The following is a 15140-nucleotide window of genomic DNA, read 5'->3' as shown; positions in this document are numbered from 1 at the left end:
TATCTCGCAAGCAAGCTTCAGCGGGCGCATCGCAAAGCTTTCTGCATAAGCGTGGCGATGAGACTCATTTGCCGTGTTGCGACGCTTTCCATGCTGAATCGCGCAGCGACAGTTTGTACTGCGCGGCGCGCCATCTCATCACGTTCGGCTTCCGATAGGTTGAGCGCGCGAAGAAACAGTCCGCAATACTCCGCATGCGAGCGAGCCAAAAAGCCGCTGCGCTCGTGCTCTACAATGTCGGATGCACCGCTGACATCGGTGATAATCGGGACCACCCCGCAGCTCATGGCCTCGAGCAGGGCGTTTGACATGCCTTCCGACGCCGAGGTGGAAAGATAGAAATCAGCCCGCCACAGAAAGGGAAAGACATCTTCGACCGCGCCGGCGAATGTGACCCTGCCGGAAAGGCCCAACCGGGCAGCCTGTTCCTCGAGAGTGACACGGCACTGACCATCGCCCAGGATGGTGAGTTGCGCCTTTGCGTCGGCGGGAAGTGCCGCGAACGCATCGATCATGTGCTCGAGGCATTTTTCCGGATCGAGACGGCCAAGGCAGATAAAGCGTCGGCTGCCATCGGCGCTCGGCTCGCGGCGCGACTTGCGGGGCAGATCGATCCCATTCGGAATCATATGAATGCGATCCGCGCCGATGCCATGTCTCTTCAGATCACCAGCGATTTGGCGGCTATTGGCGATGAAGGCCGTGACGTGACGTTTAATCAAGGCGGACGCCCAGCGACCAATGATTTTCTTTTCGCGTACAACGTCGAGATCGAAACACCGTCCGCCCCGGCCCAATTTTGCGAGAACCGGTTTGCGCAGGAGGGCTCCTGCCAATGCCGCCGGAACAGCGTGAAGTCGGGCATGGATGATATGTACGACATCGAATTCGTCGCGACGGCGCAGCATCCAGATTACAACCTGGACACACCACGACAAGAACGACAGCATATGCCGCCCGCCTAAATTCGGCGCCGCGCGCAAACGAAGGCGCTGGATGGGCACCCCGTCGATGACGGACCGTTTCGGCGTCGAGTGCGACAATCTGGGTGCCATAATGGTTGCGGAAACGCCCCTTTCAACCAGCACCCGAGCAAATCGGCGCGTCTGTTGTTCGGCACCGCCATATGACTCAGGAAAATAGGTTGGGAGCACGAGCAGAATACGTATGCTCGGAAGAGCTTCGGCTTGGGGGGGCTTCATCGGATGAGCAGAGACAATTTCTGTTACAATCATATCAATCCGCCGGATAGCGTTCCTGGAGCCACTGGCGGCCACCCCCCGTCCCATGTGCAAGAGAAGATGACTTTGTTGGCATCTCACCACCTTTCAGCGCATCGATCCTCTTATCGTCCAGATCGACGCACCCGAAATCGGTAAAGCATGCATCGCTAACCAATCCGACAACCTGCCCGATCACTGTCAAACGCATAGGTCACACCCGTTCATCGCGGAAGCGTCACATTTCGGACAGGAGGCCTTGTTGACACTCCCCTGCTTGCCCGATGCTGGTCAAGAGCCTCGCGGTAAATGGCATCGATGCGCTTGCCCATCAGCTTGACGTCCCAGTTCGAAAGATCCGTCGCCGCGGCCCCTTGGGCGAGGCAAGCCAGTCTTTCACGATCCTCCAGGACGGCGGCAATGGCGTCGGCCATGGCTGCCAAATCGTCCGCGGGTGTAATCACACCGTTGATACCAGGGCGGAGCACTTCGCGAAGACCTGGCAGATCGCAAGCGACGCATGGCTTGCCGCCGGCGAGATATTGCATGACCACGCGGGGCAATCCCTCCCGCATGGAACAGAGCAGGCAGAGATCCGCGAGCGCGATCAGCCGCTCGGGGTCGTCCCGATAACCCGTAAAGACCACTTGGCGCTCGAGCCCAAGCCACTTGGCGCGCGATTCGACGATCGAGTGAAGCGGCCCGTCGCCCGCGAGCACAAGCACCGCGTCGGGTAAGCGGACGGCGACTTTCTTGAAAACGTCCAGAAATTCCGCGTGTCGCTTGCGTGGCTCGAATGCCGCGATCATCAAGAGCACAGGCGGGCGCGGCGCGCCCGGCGTCAAGCGCAACAAATCGCGCCAATCGTCGGGCGGACCGGCGTTGTGAAAACGATCGAGATCGAATCCGGAACGGACGACATAATGGTTGTCTGGATGTCCGACTCCTGCGCTCAAGCACAAGTCACGGATGCCCTCGCTCACGCTGATGAACGCACTGGTGACTGGCGCTGCCAGCTTTTCCAAGGCGAGATACACAAACCGCTCGGCGACGCCGACATTGATAAAAGGCACGATATGCACGCCATGAACGATCGCTGGAACTCCCGCCGCCCATGCGGCGAGACGCCCGAGAATGCCTGCCTTGCTGGTGTGCGTATGCACGATGTCGGCATTCAAGGTGCGGAATCTCCGGGTGAGCGCCAACAATGCCTTCACGTCGGAGACAGGCGAAATGGATCGGGTCAAGCCCGGGACGCCAATGAGTTCCACCCGCGGGTCCACTTTAGCTACAATTTCCGGGTGGACGGCCTCGCCATGCAGCAGGACAACATCATGTCCTCCTTGCGCGGCCCAATTGCAGGAATGGACGGTATTCTCATCAGCACCGCCGTTGATGAGACGGGTGATGACATGAGCGATACGCAGTCGATGCCCCTGGTCAATCTTGCCTTCCGCAGCCTGTGCTCTCATATCGCCGCACCGATCGCGCCGAATCCATCCGGTGGCTGCGTTCCCAAGCCGAGCCGCACTTTCGGTCTCATGCGTCCCGATATCGGTGCTACTGCATTGGGGTGACATGCCACACCTCGGTGGGTGCCGTATGGAGACGAACCCCGAATCCTGGGATTACCCCTTGTCCTTTTGGGTCGTGGCACGTGCCGTCCATAGGAGGGTTATCCCAACGGCTTCCAGTCGGTCAGATCAGATTTAGCTTGTTGGATTTAAACGTCTCAGATCAGATTTAGCTTGTTGGATTTAAACGTCTCAGAGACGTGTCGCTGTTACCCCGGGCACAGCGGAGCGATTATTCTGTGATATGTTACGTGCTAATACTTTTGCGTTTGCGCGGAATCGGACTGGGTCCAAAGGACTAGTCATGGCAACGCTTTAAGGGACCTGGGCGCCTTAGCCTATCAAGGGGACAGAAGCCATGGCAGAGGGCGGTTCACCAGCAGATTGCGGATCTTACTCGTGCCCCAAAGCGACTTCTTGTCGATGTCCTCCGCTGCCAGCCGGTTGAGGCGCGCGAGCGTGCATTCGATCAAGACATTGTCCCTTCCCTGGTCGGCGGATCCTACGGGGACTGAGTCGAGAAGCATCCTGGCTTGGTTCGCCATAGCCGGCGAGCTGGCCCTCTTCATCGCGCTGGTCTATCTCCTTAGGCTCGAGACTACTGCGCTTGTCCGCGTCCTACTCGTTGCCCTCGCCGGCTGGTGCGTGCACTACTTCCTGCCACAGCGTTACCGGCTGCCGTTTTTCGTGCTGCTCTCGTTCGCGGCTATCGCCGCGGTTTTCGCGAACCTTGGGCCCAACTGGCACCACTGGAGATTTGAGGGCCTCATCGATGCCGCCTGGATCGTCGCCATTGGGCTCGTACTGATCGGAATTGTCCACCTACCGATCGCTTTTGGATGGAGAGTGCTGGCGTTGGTTGGCGCCGGCTGCGGGCTCGCCGCCGCACGAATGGACTGGATTGTGACCCCGTGGACGCGCGCCGTCTGGCCCGTGCTCGCTTCCATGTTCATGTTCCGTCTCATTGTCTATGCGTACGAAATGCGGCGTGACCAGAGGATGGCGACGGTTTCGGAACGTCTCGCGTATTTTTTCATGTTGCCGAACGTGTGCTTCCCGCTCTTTCCGGTCGTAGATTTTAGAACTTTCCGTAGCAGCTACTACAATGCTGACCGGCATTATATCTATCAAACAGGTGTTCAGTGGATGTTTCGCGGCGCTATCCATTTAATATGCTACCGTATCGTGTACCAGCGGTTTGTGATCGATGCTGCGGACGTACACAACCAGATTGAGCTTTTGCAATTTATCATATGGCCATTTTTACTTTATCTGAAGGTTTCAGGAACTTTTCACATAATCACCGGGATTTTGCATTTATTTGGATTCAACCTTCCAGAAACCCACAATCTGTACTTTCTTTCCTCAAGTTTCACAGATTTCTGGCGTCGAATAAATATATACTGGAAGGACTTCATAATGAAAATTGTATACTATCCGTTGTATTTTCGTTTTCGACGCTGGGGAGAGAGCGTAGCGCTGGTCAGCGCGACCCTCCTCGCGTTCCTCGCGACTTGGCTGCTGCACAACTATCAGTGGTTCTGGTTACGTGGCACCTGGGTATTCACCTGGAACGACTTCCTCTTCTGGATGATCCTGGCCGTGCTTGTGACGATCAACGCCCACTATGAAATGCGGCACGGTCGCACGCGGCGCCTGCGTGGCGGGGCACTAAGCTGGAACGGTGCGCTGCAAACTGCGGGCCGGACCATCGGCGTTTTCATCGTCATCTCGCTCCTTTGGTCGTTTTGGAGCGCGAGCTCGGTCCCGCAATGGTTCTCGGTCTTCGACACCGTGGGCGTGGAAGGCCCTGGCAACACGACGCCTGCCCTCGTGCTGGTCACGGTGGCAGCTATCATTGGCATTCCTGCCCTTGCGCTCGCGCGTGGCGCCGCCGACCGCCAGTACAGTTTCCGGCGGTCGGTTGCGTCGGTCGGTGTCAGCGGATTGATCGCGGTTTGCATCGCGCTCCCCGGGGTTCGCGATCGCCTCGGCGAGACGGTCAGTACCGCAATGGCCGACATTAGAATGCCGAACCTAAATACCCGCGATAGTGCGAACCTGGAGCGCGGCTACTACGAGAACCTCGTCAATGTCGGCGCATTTAACCCAGAACTGTGGATTGTTTATGGCCAACAAGGGAACGTATGGGACAGTTTAAGCGAGACGGAGCTGATTGAGTTCACGGGAGCGCTTCCCACGACCTATCTGCGTCCACTCTCCCAAGCGGACTTTAAGGGAACGCAGGTCCATATCAACCGCTGGGGTATGCGAGATCAAGACTACGAAAAGATTCCTTCTCCCGGCACCCTACGAATCGCAATCGTCGGCGCTTCGCACGTCTTCGGCGCGGGCGTCGCGGATGGGGAGATTTTCGAGGGCTTGTTGGAGCGGCGGCTGAATGAGCAGGCGGCCGACAGCGGGTATCGACACTACGAGGTGCTGAACTTTGCCGTCGGGGGTTATTCTTCTCTGGACATGCTCGCCATAATCGAGGATCGGGTGCTCGCATTCAAACCAAAGTTCATCTTTTACTTCGAGCACAGCGCGCTTGTTCCACGAATGCTAGAGAATCTCGTGCAAGCAATCCAGAATGGCTCCGCATATCGCTACGACTTCGTGCGCGACATTGTACGCGAGAGCGGGATAGATCACAGGGCTGACTCCGAGGTGCTTAAAAGAAAGCTCACGCCCTACGGGGAGAGACTTCTGCATGCGATCTATTCTCGAATGATGGAAACAGCGAAGCGAGAAGGTGTCGAGGTCTTTTGGATCTATCTGCCCAGACCCAACGAGAAGATCAGTCCCGAGCTGGAGAGGCGCCTCGCTGCCGGGGCTGGATTCAACGTTCTCGATCTTTCCGGTGTGTATGACGGGTATGACTGGCGGACCCTTGTTGTGGCACCTTGGGATGATCACCCAAACGCCGCCGGCCATCGGCTCATCGCCGACAAGCTTTACGAGGTGCTGCGGCAACACCAGGATCTCATTCCCCTGAACCTTGCGGTTGCTCCACAAGAGGAGGAACAATGAACGCGATCCAGATCAGGACGATGGCCAAGGATTTCATATTGAAGGAATTTCTGCCCGGTGAAAGGCCGGAGAATCTGACGGATTCAACGGAGCTGATAACTGACGGCATTCTCGACTCGTTGGCGACGCTTAAGCTCGTTGCCTACCTGGAAAAATCCTGCGGTATCGAAATCGCCCCTGACGAACTCGTGCCGGAGAACCTGAACTCGATCGCCCAAATTGCCAATTTCGTCCAGTCGAAGCAGGCGTCCACATAGAGCTCGCCATGACGGTCGCTGCCTTACACGAGTATCTGGAACAGAGCGCGAGGCGGTATCCCCAGACATGCGCCGCTGTCGAGGCGAGCTCTGGGCGGCAGATCACCTACGGCGAGCTCGACGCGCTGTCGGACCAAGTCCGCGACCATCTGCGTCGGATCGGCGTCCGGCCGGCGGACCGCGTCGGCATTTGCCTTCCAAAATCGATCGCCTCGCTCGCTGTTCTGTTCGGCATCTTAAAGGTGGGCGCGGCCTATGTGCCTGTCGACTCTCTGGCACCGCCTGCGCGTAACGCGTTCATATTTAACGACTGCGGCGTGCGCGCGATTTTCGTGGAGGCGTCCCGAGCCGAAACTTTGCGCTGTGAGTTGGCGCGCTTGGCTGCGGAACCTTGTCTCTTACCGCTCGACTGGTCCGACGGTCCCTCGCCGCTCGCGACGTACCTGGCTCGCGTAGAGGCCGGCGGCTTGGCGGTGGAGGACGAATCGGCGCGGCCGGGGCCGGACAACCTCGCTTACGTGCTTTACACTTCGGGCTCGACCGGCCAGCCGAAGGGCGTGATGCTGACGCATCGTAATGGCTCGAGCTACGTGGACTGGTGTTCCGATATCCTCGCCCCTGACGAGAACGACCGCTTCTCCTCTCATGCGCCTTTCCACTTCGACCTATCTATTCTCGACATCTTCGTACCGCTGAAGCACGGCGCGACCGTATTCCTCATCGGTGAGGAGCTCGGCAAGAATCCGACCCGGATGGCGTCGGTTATCGCCGAGCGGCGGTTGACCGTCTGGTATTCCACGCCCTCCGTACTCACGCTTCTGGTCGAGCACGGCAGCCTTGATGCTCGCGACGACCACGCTCTTCGGTGCATTCTATTTGCCGGCGAGGTTTTTCCGGTCAAGCATCTGCGCAGGCTAAAGGCTGTGGTCCCACGCGCGCGCTACCTGAATCTCTATGGCCCAACCGAAACCAACGTCTGTACCTACTACGAAATCCCGCAGACGATCGCCGAAGACCGCTCGGCACCGTTTCCGATCGGGCGCGCCTGCTCGCATGTTAAGGCACGCGTGATCGATGCGAATGGTCGCAACGTGCCGCGAGGCCAGGAAGGCGAGCTCGCAATCAGCGGTGCTCCCGTGATGCTGGGCTATTGGAACATGCCTGAGCGAACAAGCGCCGCTTTTCATGTCGATTCAAGCGGTCGCTGGTACCGTACCGGCGATGTAGTGATCGAAGGCGATGGCGGAGTCTACACCTTCCGCGGTCGACGCGACCGGATGGTGAAGAGACGGGGATATCGGATCGAACTCGGCGAGATCGAGACTGCGCTCTATCGCCATCCAGCGATCTCCGAGGTGGCGGCGATCGCTCGCTCGGAGGAGTCGGGCGTCTCCATAAAGGTGTTCTATGCCTCGCGCGACGGCCATGCGCTGTCGCTCATCGAGTTGAAGCGGTTCTGCGCCCACAACTTGCCGGCCTACATGGCCCCGGACTGGTTCTCGCATCAGCAGTTACTTCCCAAGACATCGACAGATAAAATCGACTACCAGCATCTGATGAGGATGGAGTAGTGGATTTCGCGCTGAACGAGGAGCAGCGTATCCTGCGTGGCCAGATCCTTCGCTTCGCGCAAGATAAGCTCAATAAGGATGTCAGGCAGCGCGACCGAGACCAGGTATTCCAGCGCGAGTTGTGGGGGGCTTGCGCGCAGATGGGCCTGACCGGCCTGCCAGTCCCCCAGGCCTACGGGGGACCCGGTCTCGATTCCCTGTCCACGGCCATTGCAATCGATGCGCTTGGCTATGGCTGCGAGGATTCCGGCTTGGTCTTCTCGATCTGCGCCCACCTTCTGGCCTGCGTGGTGCCGATTTGGAAGTTCGGCACTGAAGAGCAGAAGAATCGATATCTTCCGGGGCTCTGTGATGGCACTTTGATAGCAGCCAATGCGATGAGCGAACCGGAGTCGGGCTCCGATGCATTTGCGATGCAAACCCGGGCGGAGCCTCATGGCGACGGCTTTCTAATCAACGGCACGAAGACCTTCGTGAGCAACGGGCCGGTGGCAGATGTTGCCGTCGTCTTTGCTGTCACTGACCGCGCCAAGGGGTATTTCGGCGGCATCACGAGCTTCCTCGTGGACCGCGCGCTGTCCGGCTATCTGGTCGCGCAAAAGTTCGAAAAAATGGGACTGCGGACGTCTCCGATCGGGGAGCTTGTCTTCGAGGACGTATTTGTTTCGAAGGACGCTGTTCTCGGTGGAGTGGGCGGCGGCTCCAGGCTGTTCGCTCATAGCATGGACTGGGAGCGGGCGTGCCTATTCGCCAGTCATGTGGGCACCATGGAGCGGCTTCTGGAAAAGGCAGTCGCCTATACGCGCACCCGACGTCAGTCCGGCCAGGCCATCTCCAAGCACCAGGCGGTCGCCCATAAGATTGCCGACATGAAGATGCAGGTGGAGGCGGCCCGATTGCTCGTCTACAAGGCGGCGTGGGGCCTTGAGCGCTCCCAGTCCGTATCACTCGACGCCGCCGTTTCGAAGCTCTTTGTGAGCGAATCGCTAGTTCGCACCACGCTCGATGTCGTCCAGGTCTTCGGCGGCTATGGTTTCTTGAGCGAATTCGACGTCGAACGTGCCGTGCGTGATGCCATCGGCAGCAAACTCTATTCCGGAACTTCTGAGATACAGCGCAACATTATTGCTGGCTGGCTGGGGCTTTGATGACGCTGTGGTCAGAACCTGTCCGTGAAGGGCGGCGTGTGCTGTCGCTGGGCCTGCCCCCAGTTCGCGAAAAAGGGCGCTCGATTTTGGTGAGGCAACCGGAGAGTGGTACTATCACAACTCACGGTGCCACCACGGCGGAGGGCGCTTTTGTCGTTCGACTTGGGTGCGTCTGCCCGGGCCGCGGTCTCCGAATTTGCGGCTCAGAGGCGAAGAACCAGACCAGCCGCGACGCGTGAAAGATAGGCTTTGTGGATGCGGCTTCTCTAATACATTCTGCGCACGTCCCGGCGCCGGCCGCCAATGCGGTACAAGTCGCAAAGATGTGCCATGCATTTCGGGTTGCCGGAGCGGAGGTCCTACTATTGCTTCCACGCGCCTCCATGAATACACGGGATCATTATAAGAAGATCGCGCGCGAATACGGATTCGGTACCGAGTTCCCATTCCGCGTTCTCCCCGTACCCTTTTGGCCTGTGCCCGGCCGGGAGCTTTTTTTGCTGTGTTGGCGCTTCTTGCAGCGGTCTGGCTGCGGCCGCATGTCGTCTTTACACGCTCGGCTACTGTAGCGCTTGTTTCTGCCGGACTTTTCGGGTTTCACGACCGTTTTTGAGCTTCACGACCCGATTGGCAGTTTGAGCAGACGTCAGCGTCAGCGCCTTGCCAAACTGATAGGCCTAGAGGCATTCCGTATGCTGGTCGTCACGTCGCAACGTCTGCGGGACGACAGCATCTGCCTCTTTCCCCAATATGCGGCAAAATTTTTCATCGCGCCCAATGGCGCGGATCTTGTTCTGCCGAATGTCGAGCCATGCAGCCTCAGCGGCACGTTCAAGGTTGGTTATGTCGGACATCTGTATAAGGGAAAAGTCATGGAGATAATAAGCGCTATTGCGCCTCGATGCGGCTGGGCGACATTTCACATCGTCGGGGGAACACCAGGCGATATAGAGTATTGGACATCGAAGCTGGCCAAATGCCCGAACACAGTGTTTCACGGCTACGTTCCTCACGCCGCGACATGTGCCTACTTGGCCGAAATGGACGTTGTACTCGCGCCCTATCTTAGAGATGTAGAGGGCCAGGGCGGCGGTCGAAATATCGCTGAGGGAATGTCGCCGCTCAAGCTCTTCGAATATATGGCGCATGGCAAACCCATAGTGTCCTCCGACCTGTCAGTTATCCGAGAAGTTTTGAGGGATAGCGTCAACAGCGTTCTGGTGTCGCCAGACAACCCGTCCGACTGGGTCAAAGCTCTTCAGCGCCTGCGCGAAAACAAGGCGCTTCGGGATCAGATCGGTCAGCAGGCGAAGGCAGACTTTCTGGCCAGGTATAGCCGCATCGCACGCGCAACCAACATCCTAAAGGAAATCGAGAACCGGATGTCGTCGAGCCGAAGCTTATAGGCTGCACAGTTTTTCTTATTGAAGGCGGCCGCGCCGTCAGCAGGTTATCCTAATCCACTTCCCGCGCCAGAAGAAATCATGCGCTCATAAAGATCCGGCGACTGAACCGGCGCGACCCCGAATTTTGGGGCTCTATATACTCACTGGCGCGGGAGCGCTCGAGCATCAAAATCAAAACTATCGGTTCAATCCCGGACGATGGATTGCCTATCCATGCCGCTTCTGAGCCTTAGCTCGACTTTGCCCAAAATTGGGGTCAGGCGTTGCGGCTTTTCGCGTTCAGGCCCAGTTCCAGAAGAGAGGCTCGCGCGCGACGAATTCGAGGGCTTTGTCGAGGGGCAGGATGATGCCGCCGAACGGCCCGACATCATCCCAGCGCTCCCGATAGGACCAGTACAGGACGCGCATGCGACCGCCTTGGTCGACGGGCTTGAGACGTGCGATAGGGGCGCCCGTTTCCTCGAGCAAGAGCGTGTAACCGCCTTTGCGGCGCTCGACGACCACGCCGCCGCCCCGGCTTTCGTTGAAGCGTTCGATGCGAGCGATGATGTCGTCCTGGCCTGGCATGGCGCGACCATATAGTGCGGTGCCTCGCCCGTCGCAGGGGTGGGGGTGAATCGAAATGCCGCACCCGACGGTGTTGCGCGCTGTCGGCTGACGGATTCGACAAGGCGGATGACATCTTCACACATCACCGCCGCCGGCGACCGCGCTCCGGATATTCTGCGAACATGGCTGCAGCCCTTCCGCCGCTTCTTCACGGCTCCTGTCTGGGAGCATGTTCTAATCTTGCTGATGGGCGCGTTGCTGGCGCCTGGCAAACGGACCGTGACGGCGGCGCTACGCATCACCGGCCGCCGGGAGGCCTCGAACTTCACCTGCTACCATCAGGTTCTGAACCGCGCGCGCTGGAGCGGGCGCGCCATTGCTCGTCGGCTTCTGTGGCTGATTGTCGACCGTCTCGTGCCTGCCGGGCCGGTGGTGATCGGCGTCGACGACACCATTGAGCGACGCTGGGGTGCGAAGATCACCGCCCGTGGCATCTACCGGGATCCCGTCCGCTCCAGCCATGCGCACTTTGTGAAGACCAGCGGCCTACGATGGTTGAGCTTCATGGTGCTGTGCCCCGTCGCCTGGGCTGGCCGCACCAAGGCGCTGCCCTCGACTTCGTGGTCGAGATCATTCGTCGATCCGACGACCAGAAGGGCTTCCATCCGGCAAACTATCCGCAAATGGCGGACTGATCTGACCGGAAACGCTAAGCCCGGCGGGTGCCTGCATATTGGCCTTCTCACCCACTGGGCGAGTACCTCATTCACGTGTTGCAGAACGTGACGCATTCTGAGCGATAGTAGCATTGCGCTTGGGCTACTGCCCTCGCAAGCCATGATCCTTGTCGCAATGGGCGGCAATCTCATCCGCCGAAACGCTCATCCGTGAATTTCAAAACGGACTCTTAACTCTGTGTCCATGGAACCGGTAGCAGGCCGTAGAGCGGCCTCTCACATTAACTGCGCATTCTAGCCTTCTTATGCACGACGGAGCGTTTGAGAGGTTGGCGGATGTAGCCTAAGCGATTGATTTGGCGTAGGGATTCGGTTGTCTAAGCCAGCCCTGCCACCACGTCTCGCGAGCCACACCCGCCATGACCGACGATACGTTGCTGCCGCTCTCATTTCCAGCCGTTGGGCGCAAGAAGATCACAGCTGCGTTTGACGGCGGACGCATCACCTCGGATGGTGGCGTCATGCTTTTGGCCGCGGCCGAGCGACGCCTGCAACTGGCCGACAGGTTGGCCGCTGCGATCCACGATCCGCGCGACCCACAGCGGGTGACACACGCCATGGCCGACATTCTGCGCGCCCGCATCTTTGCGATCGCATGCGGCTACGAGGATGCCAACGATCTCGACCGACTGCGCACCGACCCGGCCTTCAAGCTCGCCTGCGGGCGGCTGCCCGACAGCGGGATTGATTTGTGCTCGCAGCCGACCTGCTCGCGCCTGGAGAACCTGCCAGACCTGCGCACCCTCATCCGGCTCGGCTGGGTGCTGGTCGATCTGTGGCTGTCGAGCTATGCCGCGCCGCCCAAAAGCGTGACGCTCGACATCGACGACACGGTTGATGTCGTTCACGGCCATCAGCAGCTCTCGCTCTTCAACGCCCATTACGACGAGCGCTGCTTCCTGCCGATCCACATCTATGACGCCGCGACCGGACGTCCGGTCGCCATGATCCTGCGTCCTGGCAAGACCCCGACGGGCAAGGAGATCCGCGGGCATCTGCGCCGGCTTGTCCGGCGCATCCGCGCCCGCTGGCCGGCCACCCGCATCCTGGTCCGCGGCGACGGCCACTATGGCCGGGCGGAGGTCATGGCCTGGTGCGAGAACAATGCGCTCGACTACCTCTTCGGATTGCCCGGCAACACGGTTCTCCAGCGTCTCGTTGATGAAGCCGCCGACGATATCCGCACCCGCCGCGCGCTCGAGCAAAAGCCGGTGCTGCGCGGCTATGCCGAGACCCGATACAAGGCGAAATCCTGGAAGACGCAACGCCGCGTCTGCGCCCGCATCGAGGCAACCACCCGCGGCCTCGACATCCGCTTCGTCGTCACCAATCTCGACAAAGGCTCTGCCGCGCATGTCTACGACGTGCTCTACTGCGCCCGCGGCCAGGCCGAAAACCTGATCAAGATGCACAAGAGCCAGCTTGCCTCCGACCGCACCAGCTGTCGCTCACCGATTGCCAACCAGGTGCGCCTCGTCCTGCACACCGCCGCATACTGGCTCATGCTCACCCTGCGCGAGGCGGTGCCCACAACCGATCATCTCAGCAACGCCGAGTTCGCCACGCAGGCTCCTCAAGCTCGGCGCCCGCGTCATCGAAACCGTCTCGCGAATCCGCCTGGCCTTCGCCGCCGCCTGTCCCGAGGCCAACCTGTTCCGACAAATCGCTCTCACGCTGCAGCCCGCAGGACCGTGAGCGCCGGGGCATCAAAGCCCCGCCGAACCCGACACCTTGACCCTCCAGCGCGTTCCAAAGTCCAGTCTCAGCTGCGGTGAAAAAGACGCCTCACACCTGCATGACCGAACGGCTCAGCGGCGCTCGAACCACAAGGCTCATGAATAGGACGGGCTAGACGCCGTTGGGAGGGCAGTTCACGGTGAATGGATGGGGGCACACCTCGCTCCAGACAACCAAAGGCTACGCCCACACGCCGAAGCACCTTCAGGACAATCTGAGCGTCTCTGAGGACGCGGAACAGGTCGATGCCGCGCTGCACCTTGGCATGACGCGCGAGACCGACCGCACCGGCACGGCTGTCTTGTAGCATCGCCGGGAAGACTTGACAGGTCCTACCGAGCGCTCGCACCTTTGGGCATTGGAATACCTCTCCTGCCTGACTGGCTGCGGGACAGCTGCTTGAGAGAGCGGGTGAGCGGTGCCTCTACCCACAAATGCAGGCCAACGCTGAAGAGGCAGACAGCGGCAAATGCGGCGAACAAATAAAAAGTGGCTGAGAAAATGGAACCAGCCGGAAGCACTTTTGCCGAAAGAAAGTACACGCCGTGCAGAATCAGCGGATGGATTAGGTAGGTCGCGTAGCTCGCAGACCCCAGCAGGAGAGCGCCTCGATGCGACGCCCGATGGTTTGAACGCTCAAGCATCAACGCTCCGGCGACGATGACCGTCGCTGGTAGGCCAAGCCGCATGAGCCTGATTTCCCCGGTGCGCGTAACCTCGACGCCCAAGTACCAGTCCTGGGCAATCAGCACAGCAATGGCTACCCCAATCGCGAGGACACTCAGTGTTGCTCCGTGGGGCAGGTCGAGTGCCCGTGACTTCAGATATAAGAGCCCCAGCAAACAGCCGAGCGCGAACTCAAGTAGGATGGCATTCGTATAGTACTCGATCACAAAAGATTGTGGCTTGAATACTACGCCCATGAACCAAAACGACAGAAAGGCCACCGACAAAATGGTAGTTGCCCGACTAATTCGCCCCGAAAGCAGGAAAAGGCCGAAGAAGAAATAGAAAAAGGCCTCGTAGATCAGTGTCCATGCCGGAACGAGTATGGGCTCCGAAACGCCGTCGAGCCGTATATTCGGCAGTAAGAACAGGGATGTCAGCAGGTCGGAGCCGTCCCAATTGTGCAGTCCTGACGGACTGAAGCCGACAGAGCTGACGGCTATTATCGCGAAAGTGGTGATCCAGTATAGCGGCAATATCCGGATGAGTCGGTCACGCCAGAACGCGGCGGGGCCACAGTGGCTTCTGTCGCTCGCATAAACCATGATGAAGCCAGATATGACGAAGAATATATCGACACCCGCAGCCCCCAGATGTGAATGAACGGGAAGCGGGTGCAGGCGCTCGATGAACGATTGGGCATGGTACAAAACCACCGCATAGGCGGCGACAGCCCGAAGCACCTGGAGATTGTTCAGCATCAGAGCCTGGCTCTCGCGCTCGCGACAATCATTTAGTCTGACCGGAGGTGATTTCGGAGGCAATTACCTCTTTCGACGCCTCGCATGCGACGTCATACCTCCTATTGGGGAGACGGCGCTGCGCCTAGGCTCGCCCTTTCTGTCAATCGGCCCGGAATTATTCCACGCCGAAATACACAAGGCCTCGCATTGGACTGGCCACGGTATTCGAATGGGACATTCGCCGCCGAGCAAGGCAATGCCAAGGCGGCTCACCGCGGCATTTGGCAGGGCCGGTTCGATCAACCTTGGGATTGCCGTGCGGCGAACGCCGACAAGGTCGAGACAGTCAGCGAGCGATCCACCGGGTTCGGGCTTCTCAGGCTAAGCCTGAGAAGCTGGACACCTCGAAAAACCTGGCAATCGAGACCGCATTTTGATTCACTTCGCCTGGTGATTTGCACGGAGGCGTTGGATGCGAGGCCAGGCTGGATTCTGGGAC

12 protein-coding genes and 1 pseudogene are annotated in these 15140 nt (G+C 59.2%); 9 read left to right on the top strand and 4 right to left on the bottom strand.

The window, feature by feature from the left end; translation table 11 throughout:
- Nucleotides 1-17: 17 nt before the first annotated feature.
- Together NKJ84_RS20520 and NKJ84_RS20515 are read right to left on the bottom strand one after the other, a co-directional pair.
- Nucleotides 18-1235: a glycosyltransferase gene (locus NKJ84_RS20520; protein WP_352507953.1), complete on the bottom strand. Its 1218-nt coding sequence runs from the start codon at nt 1233-1235 to the stop codon at nt 18-20.
- A gap of 209 nt (nt 1236-1444) precedes the next feature.
- The gene (locus NKJ84_RS20515) at nt 1445-2617 is read right to left on the bottom strand and encodes a glycosyltransferase (protein ID WP_352508009.1); all 1173 of its coding nucleotides are present in this window, start codon (nt 2615-2617) and stop codon (nt 1445-1447) included.
- Here NKJ84_RS20515 and NKJ84_RS20510 point away from each other — a divergent pair.
- The 6 genes from NKJ84_RS20510 (at nt 2537) to NKJ84_RS20485 (ending at nt 10209) form a co-directional block, all read left to right on the top strand.
- Entirely contained in the window at nt 2537-2797 is a 261-nt protein-coding gene (locus NKJ84_RS20510; protein WP_352508012.1) for a hypothetical protein, read from the top strand. The genes NKJ84_RS20515 and NKJ84_RS20510 overlap by 81 nt on opposite strands.
- Before the next feature lie 456 nt (nt 2798-3253).
- On the top strand, nt 3254-5827 hold the full coding sequence (locus NKJ84_RS20505) for an SGNH/GDSL hydrolase family protein (protein ID WP_352507952.1): 2574 nt from the start codon (nt 3254-3256) through the stop codon (nt 5825-5827).
- Nucleotides 5824-6084, top strand: coding sequence for an acyl carrier protein (locus tag NKJ84_RS20500; protein WP_029356091.1), 261 nt, complete (start codon nt 5824-5826; stop codon nt 6082-6084). The genes NKJ84_RS20505 and NKJ84_RS20500 overlap by 4 nt, the downstream gene beginning before the upstream one ends.
- A gap of 8 nt (nt 6085-6092) precedes the next feature.
- Complete coding sequence (locus tag NKJ84_RS20495; protein WP_352507951.1) at nt 6093-7655, top strand: amino acid adenylation domain-containing protein; 1563 nt, start codon at nt 6093-6095, stop codon at nt 7653-7655.
- Nucleotides 7655-8803, top strand: coding sequence for an acyl-CoA dehydrogenase family protein (locus tag NKJ84_RS20490; RefSeq protein WP_352507950.1), 1149 nt, complete (start codon nt 7655-7657; stop codon nt 8801-8803). The genes NKJ84_RS20495 and NKJ84_RS20490 overlap by 1 nt, the downstream gene beginning before the upstream one ends.
- A 692-nt stretch (nt 8804-9495) precedes the next feature.
- On the top strand, nt 9496-10209 hold the full coding sequence (locus tag NKJ84_RS20485) for a glycosyltransferase family 4 protein (RefSeq protein ID WP_352507949.1): 714 nt from the start codon (nt 9496-9498) through the stop codon (nt 10207-10209).
- A gap of 279 nt (nt 10210-10488) precedes the next feature.
- On the opposite strand, the gene NKJ84_RS20480 is transcribed toward NKJ84_RS20485, so the two are convergent.
- Complete coding sequence (locus NKJ84_RS20480) at nt 10489-10776, bottom strand: hypothetical protein (RefSeq protein WP_352507948.1); 288 nt, start codon at nt 10774-10776, stop codon at nt 10489-10491.
- 108 nt (nt 10777-10884) lie between these two features.
- Here NKJ84_RS20480 and NKJ84_RS20475 point away from each other — a divergent pair, with 108 nt between their 5' ends.
- The 3 genes and pseudogenes from NKJ84_RS20475 to NKJ84_RS20465 all read left to right on the top strand — a co-directional run bounded on the left by NKJ84_RS20475 (nt 10885) and on the right by NKJ84_RS20465 (nt 13539).
- Nucleotides 10885-11544: a transposase gene (locus tag NKJ84_RS20475; protein ID WP_352507947.1), complete on the top strand. Its 660-nt coding sequence runs from the start codon at nt 10885-10887 to the stop codon at nt 11542-11544.
- Nucleotides 11545-11854: 310 nt separating this feature from the next.
- Nucleotides 11855-13190: pseudogene (locus NKJ84_RS20470) on the top strand (IS1380 family transposase).
- A gap of 181 nt (nt 13191-13371) precedes the next feature.
- Nucleotides 13372-13539: a hypothetical protein gene (locus NKJ84_RS20465; RefSeq protein WP_352507946.1), complete on the top strand. Its 168-nt coding sequence runs from the start codon at nt 13372-13374 to the stop codon at nt 13537-13539.
- 25 nt (nt 13540-13564) lie between these two features.
- Here the strand turns inward: NKJ84_RS20465 and NKJ84_RS20460 are convergent, their stop codons facing one another.
- Nucleotides 13565-14659, bottom strand: a complete 1095-nt coding sequence (locus NKJ84_RS20460; protein WP_352507945.1) for an acyltransferase family protein — start codon at nt 14657-14659, stop codon at nt 13565-13567.
- Nucleotides 14660-15140: the final 481 nt, after the last annotated feature.

The sequence above is a fragment of the Mesorhizobium sp. M0048 genome (genome assembly GCF_040323405.1).
In the GTDB taxonomy this organism is placed as follows: domain Bacteria; phylum Pseudomonadota; class Alphaproteobacteria; order Rhizobiales; family Rhizobiaceae; genus Mesorhizobium.
Note: the sequence above shows the minus strand (reverse complement) of the source record. Positions and strands in the feature narration are given on the sequence as shown.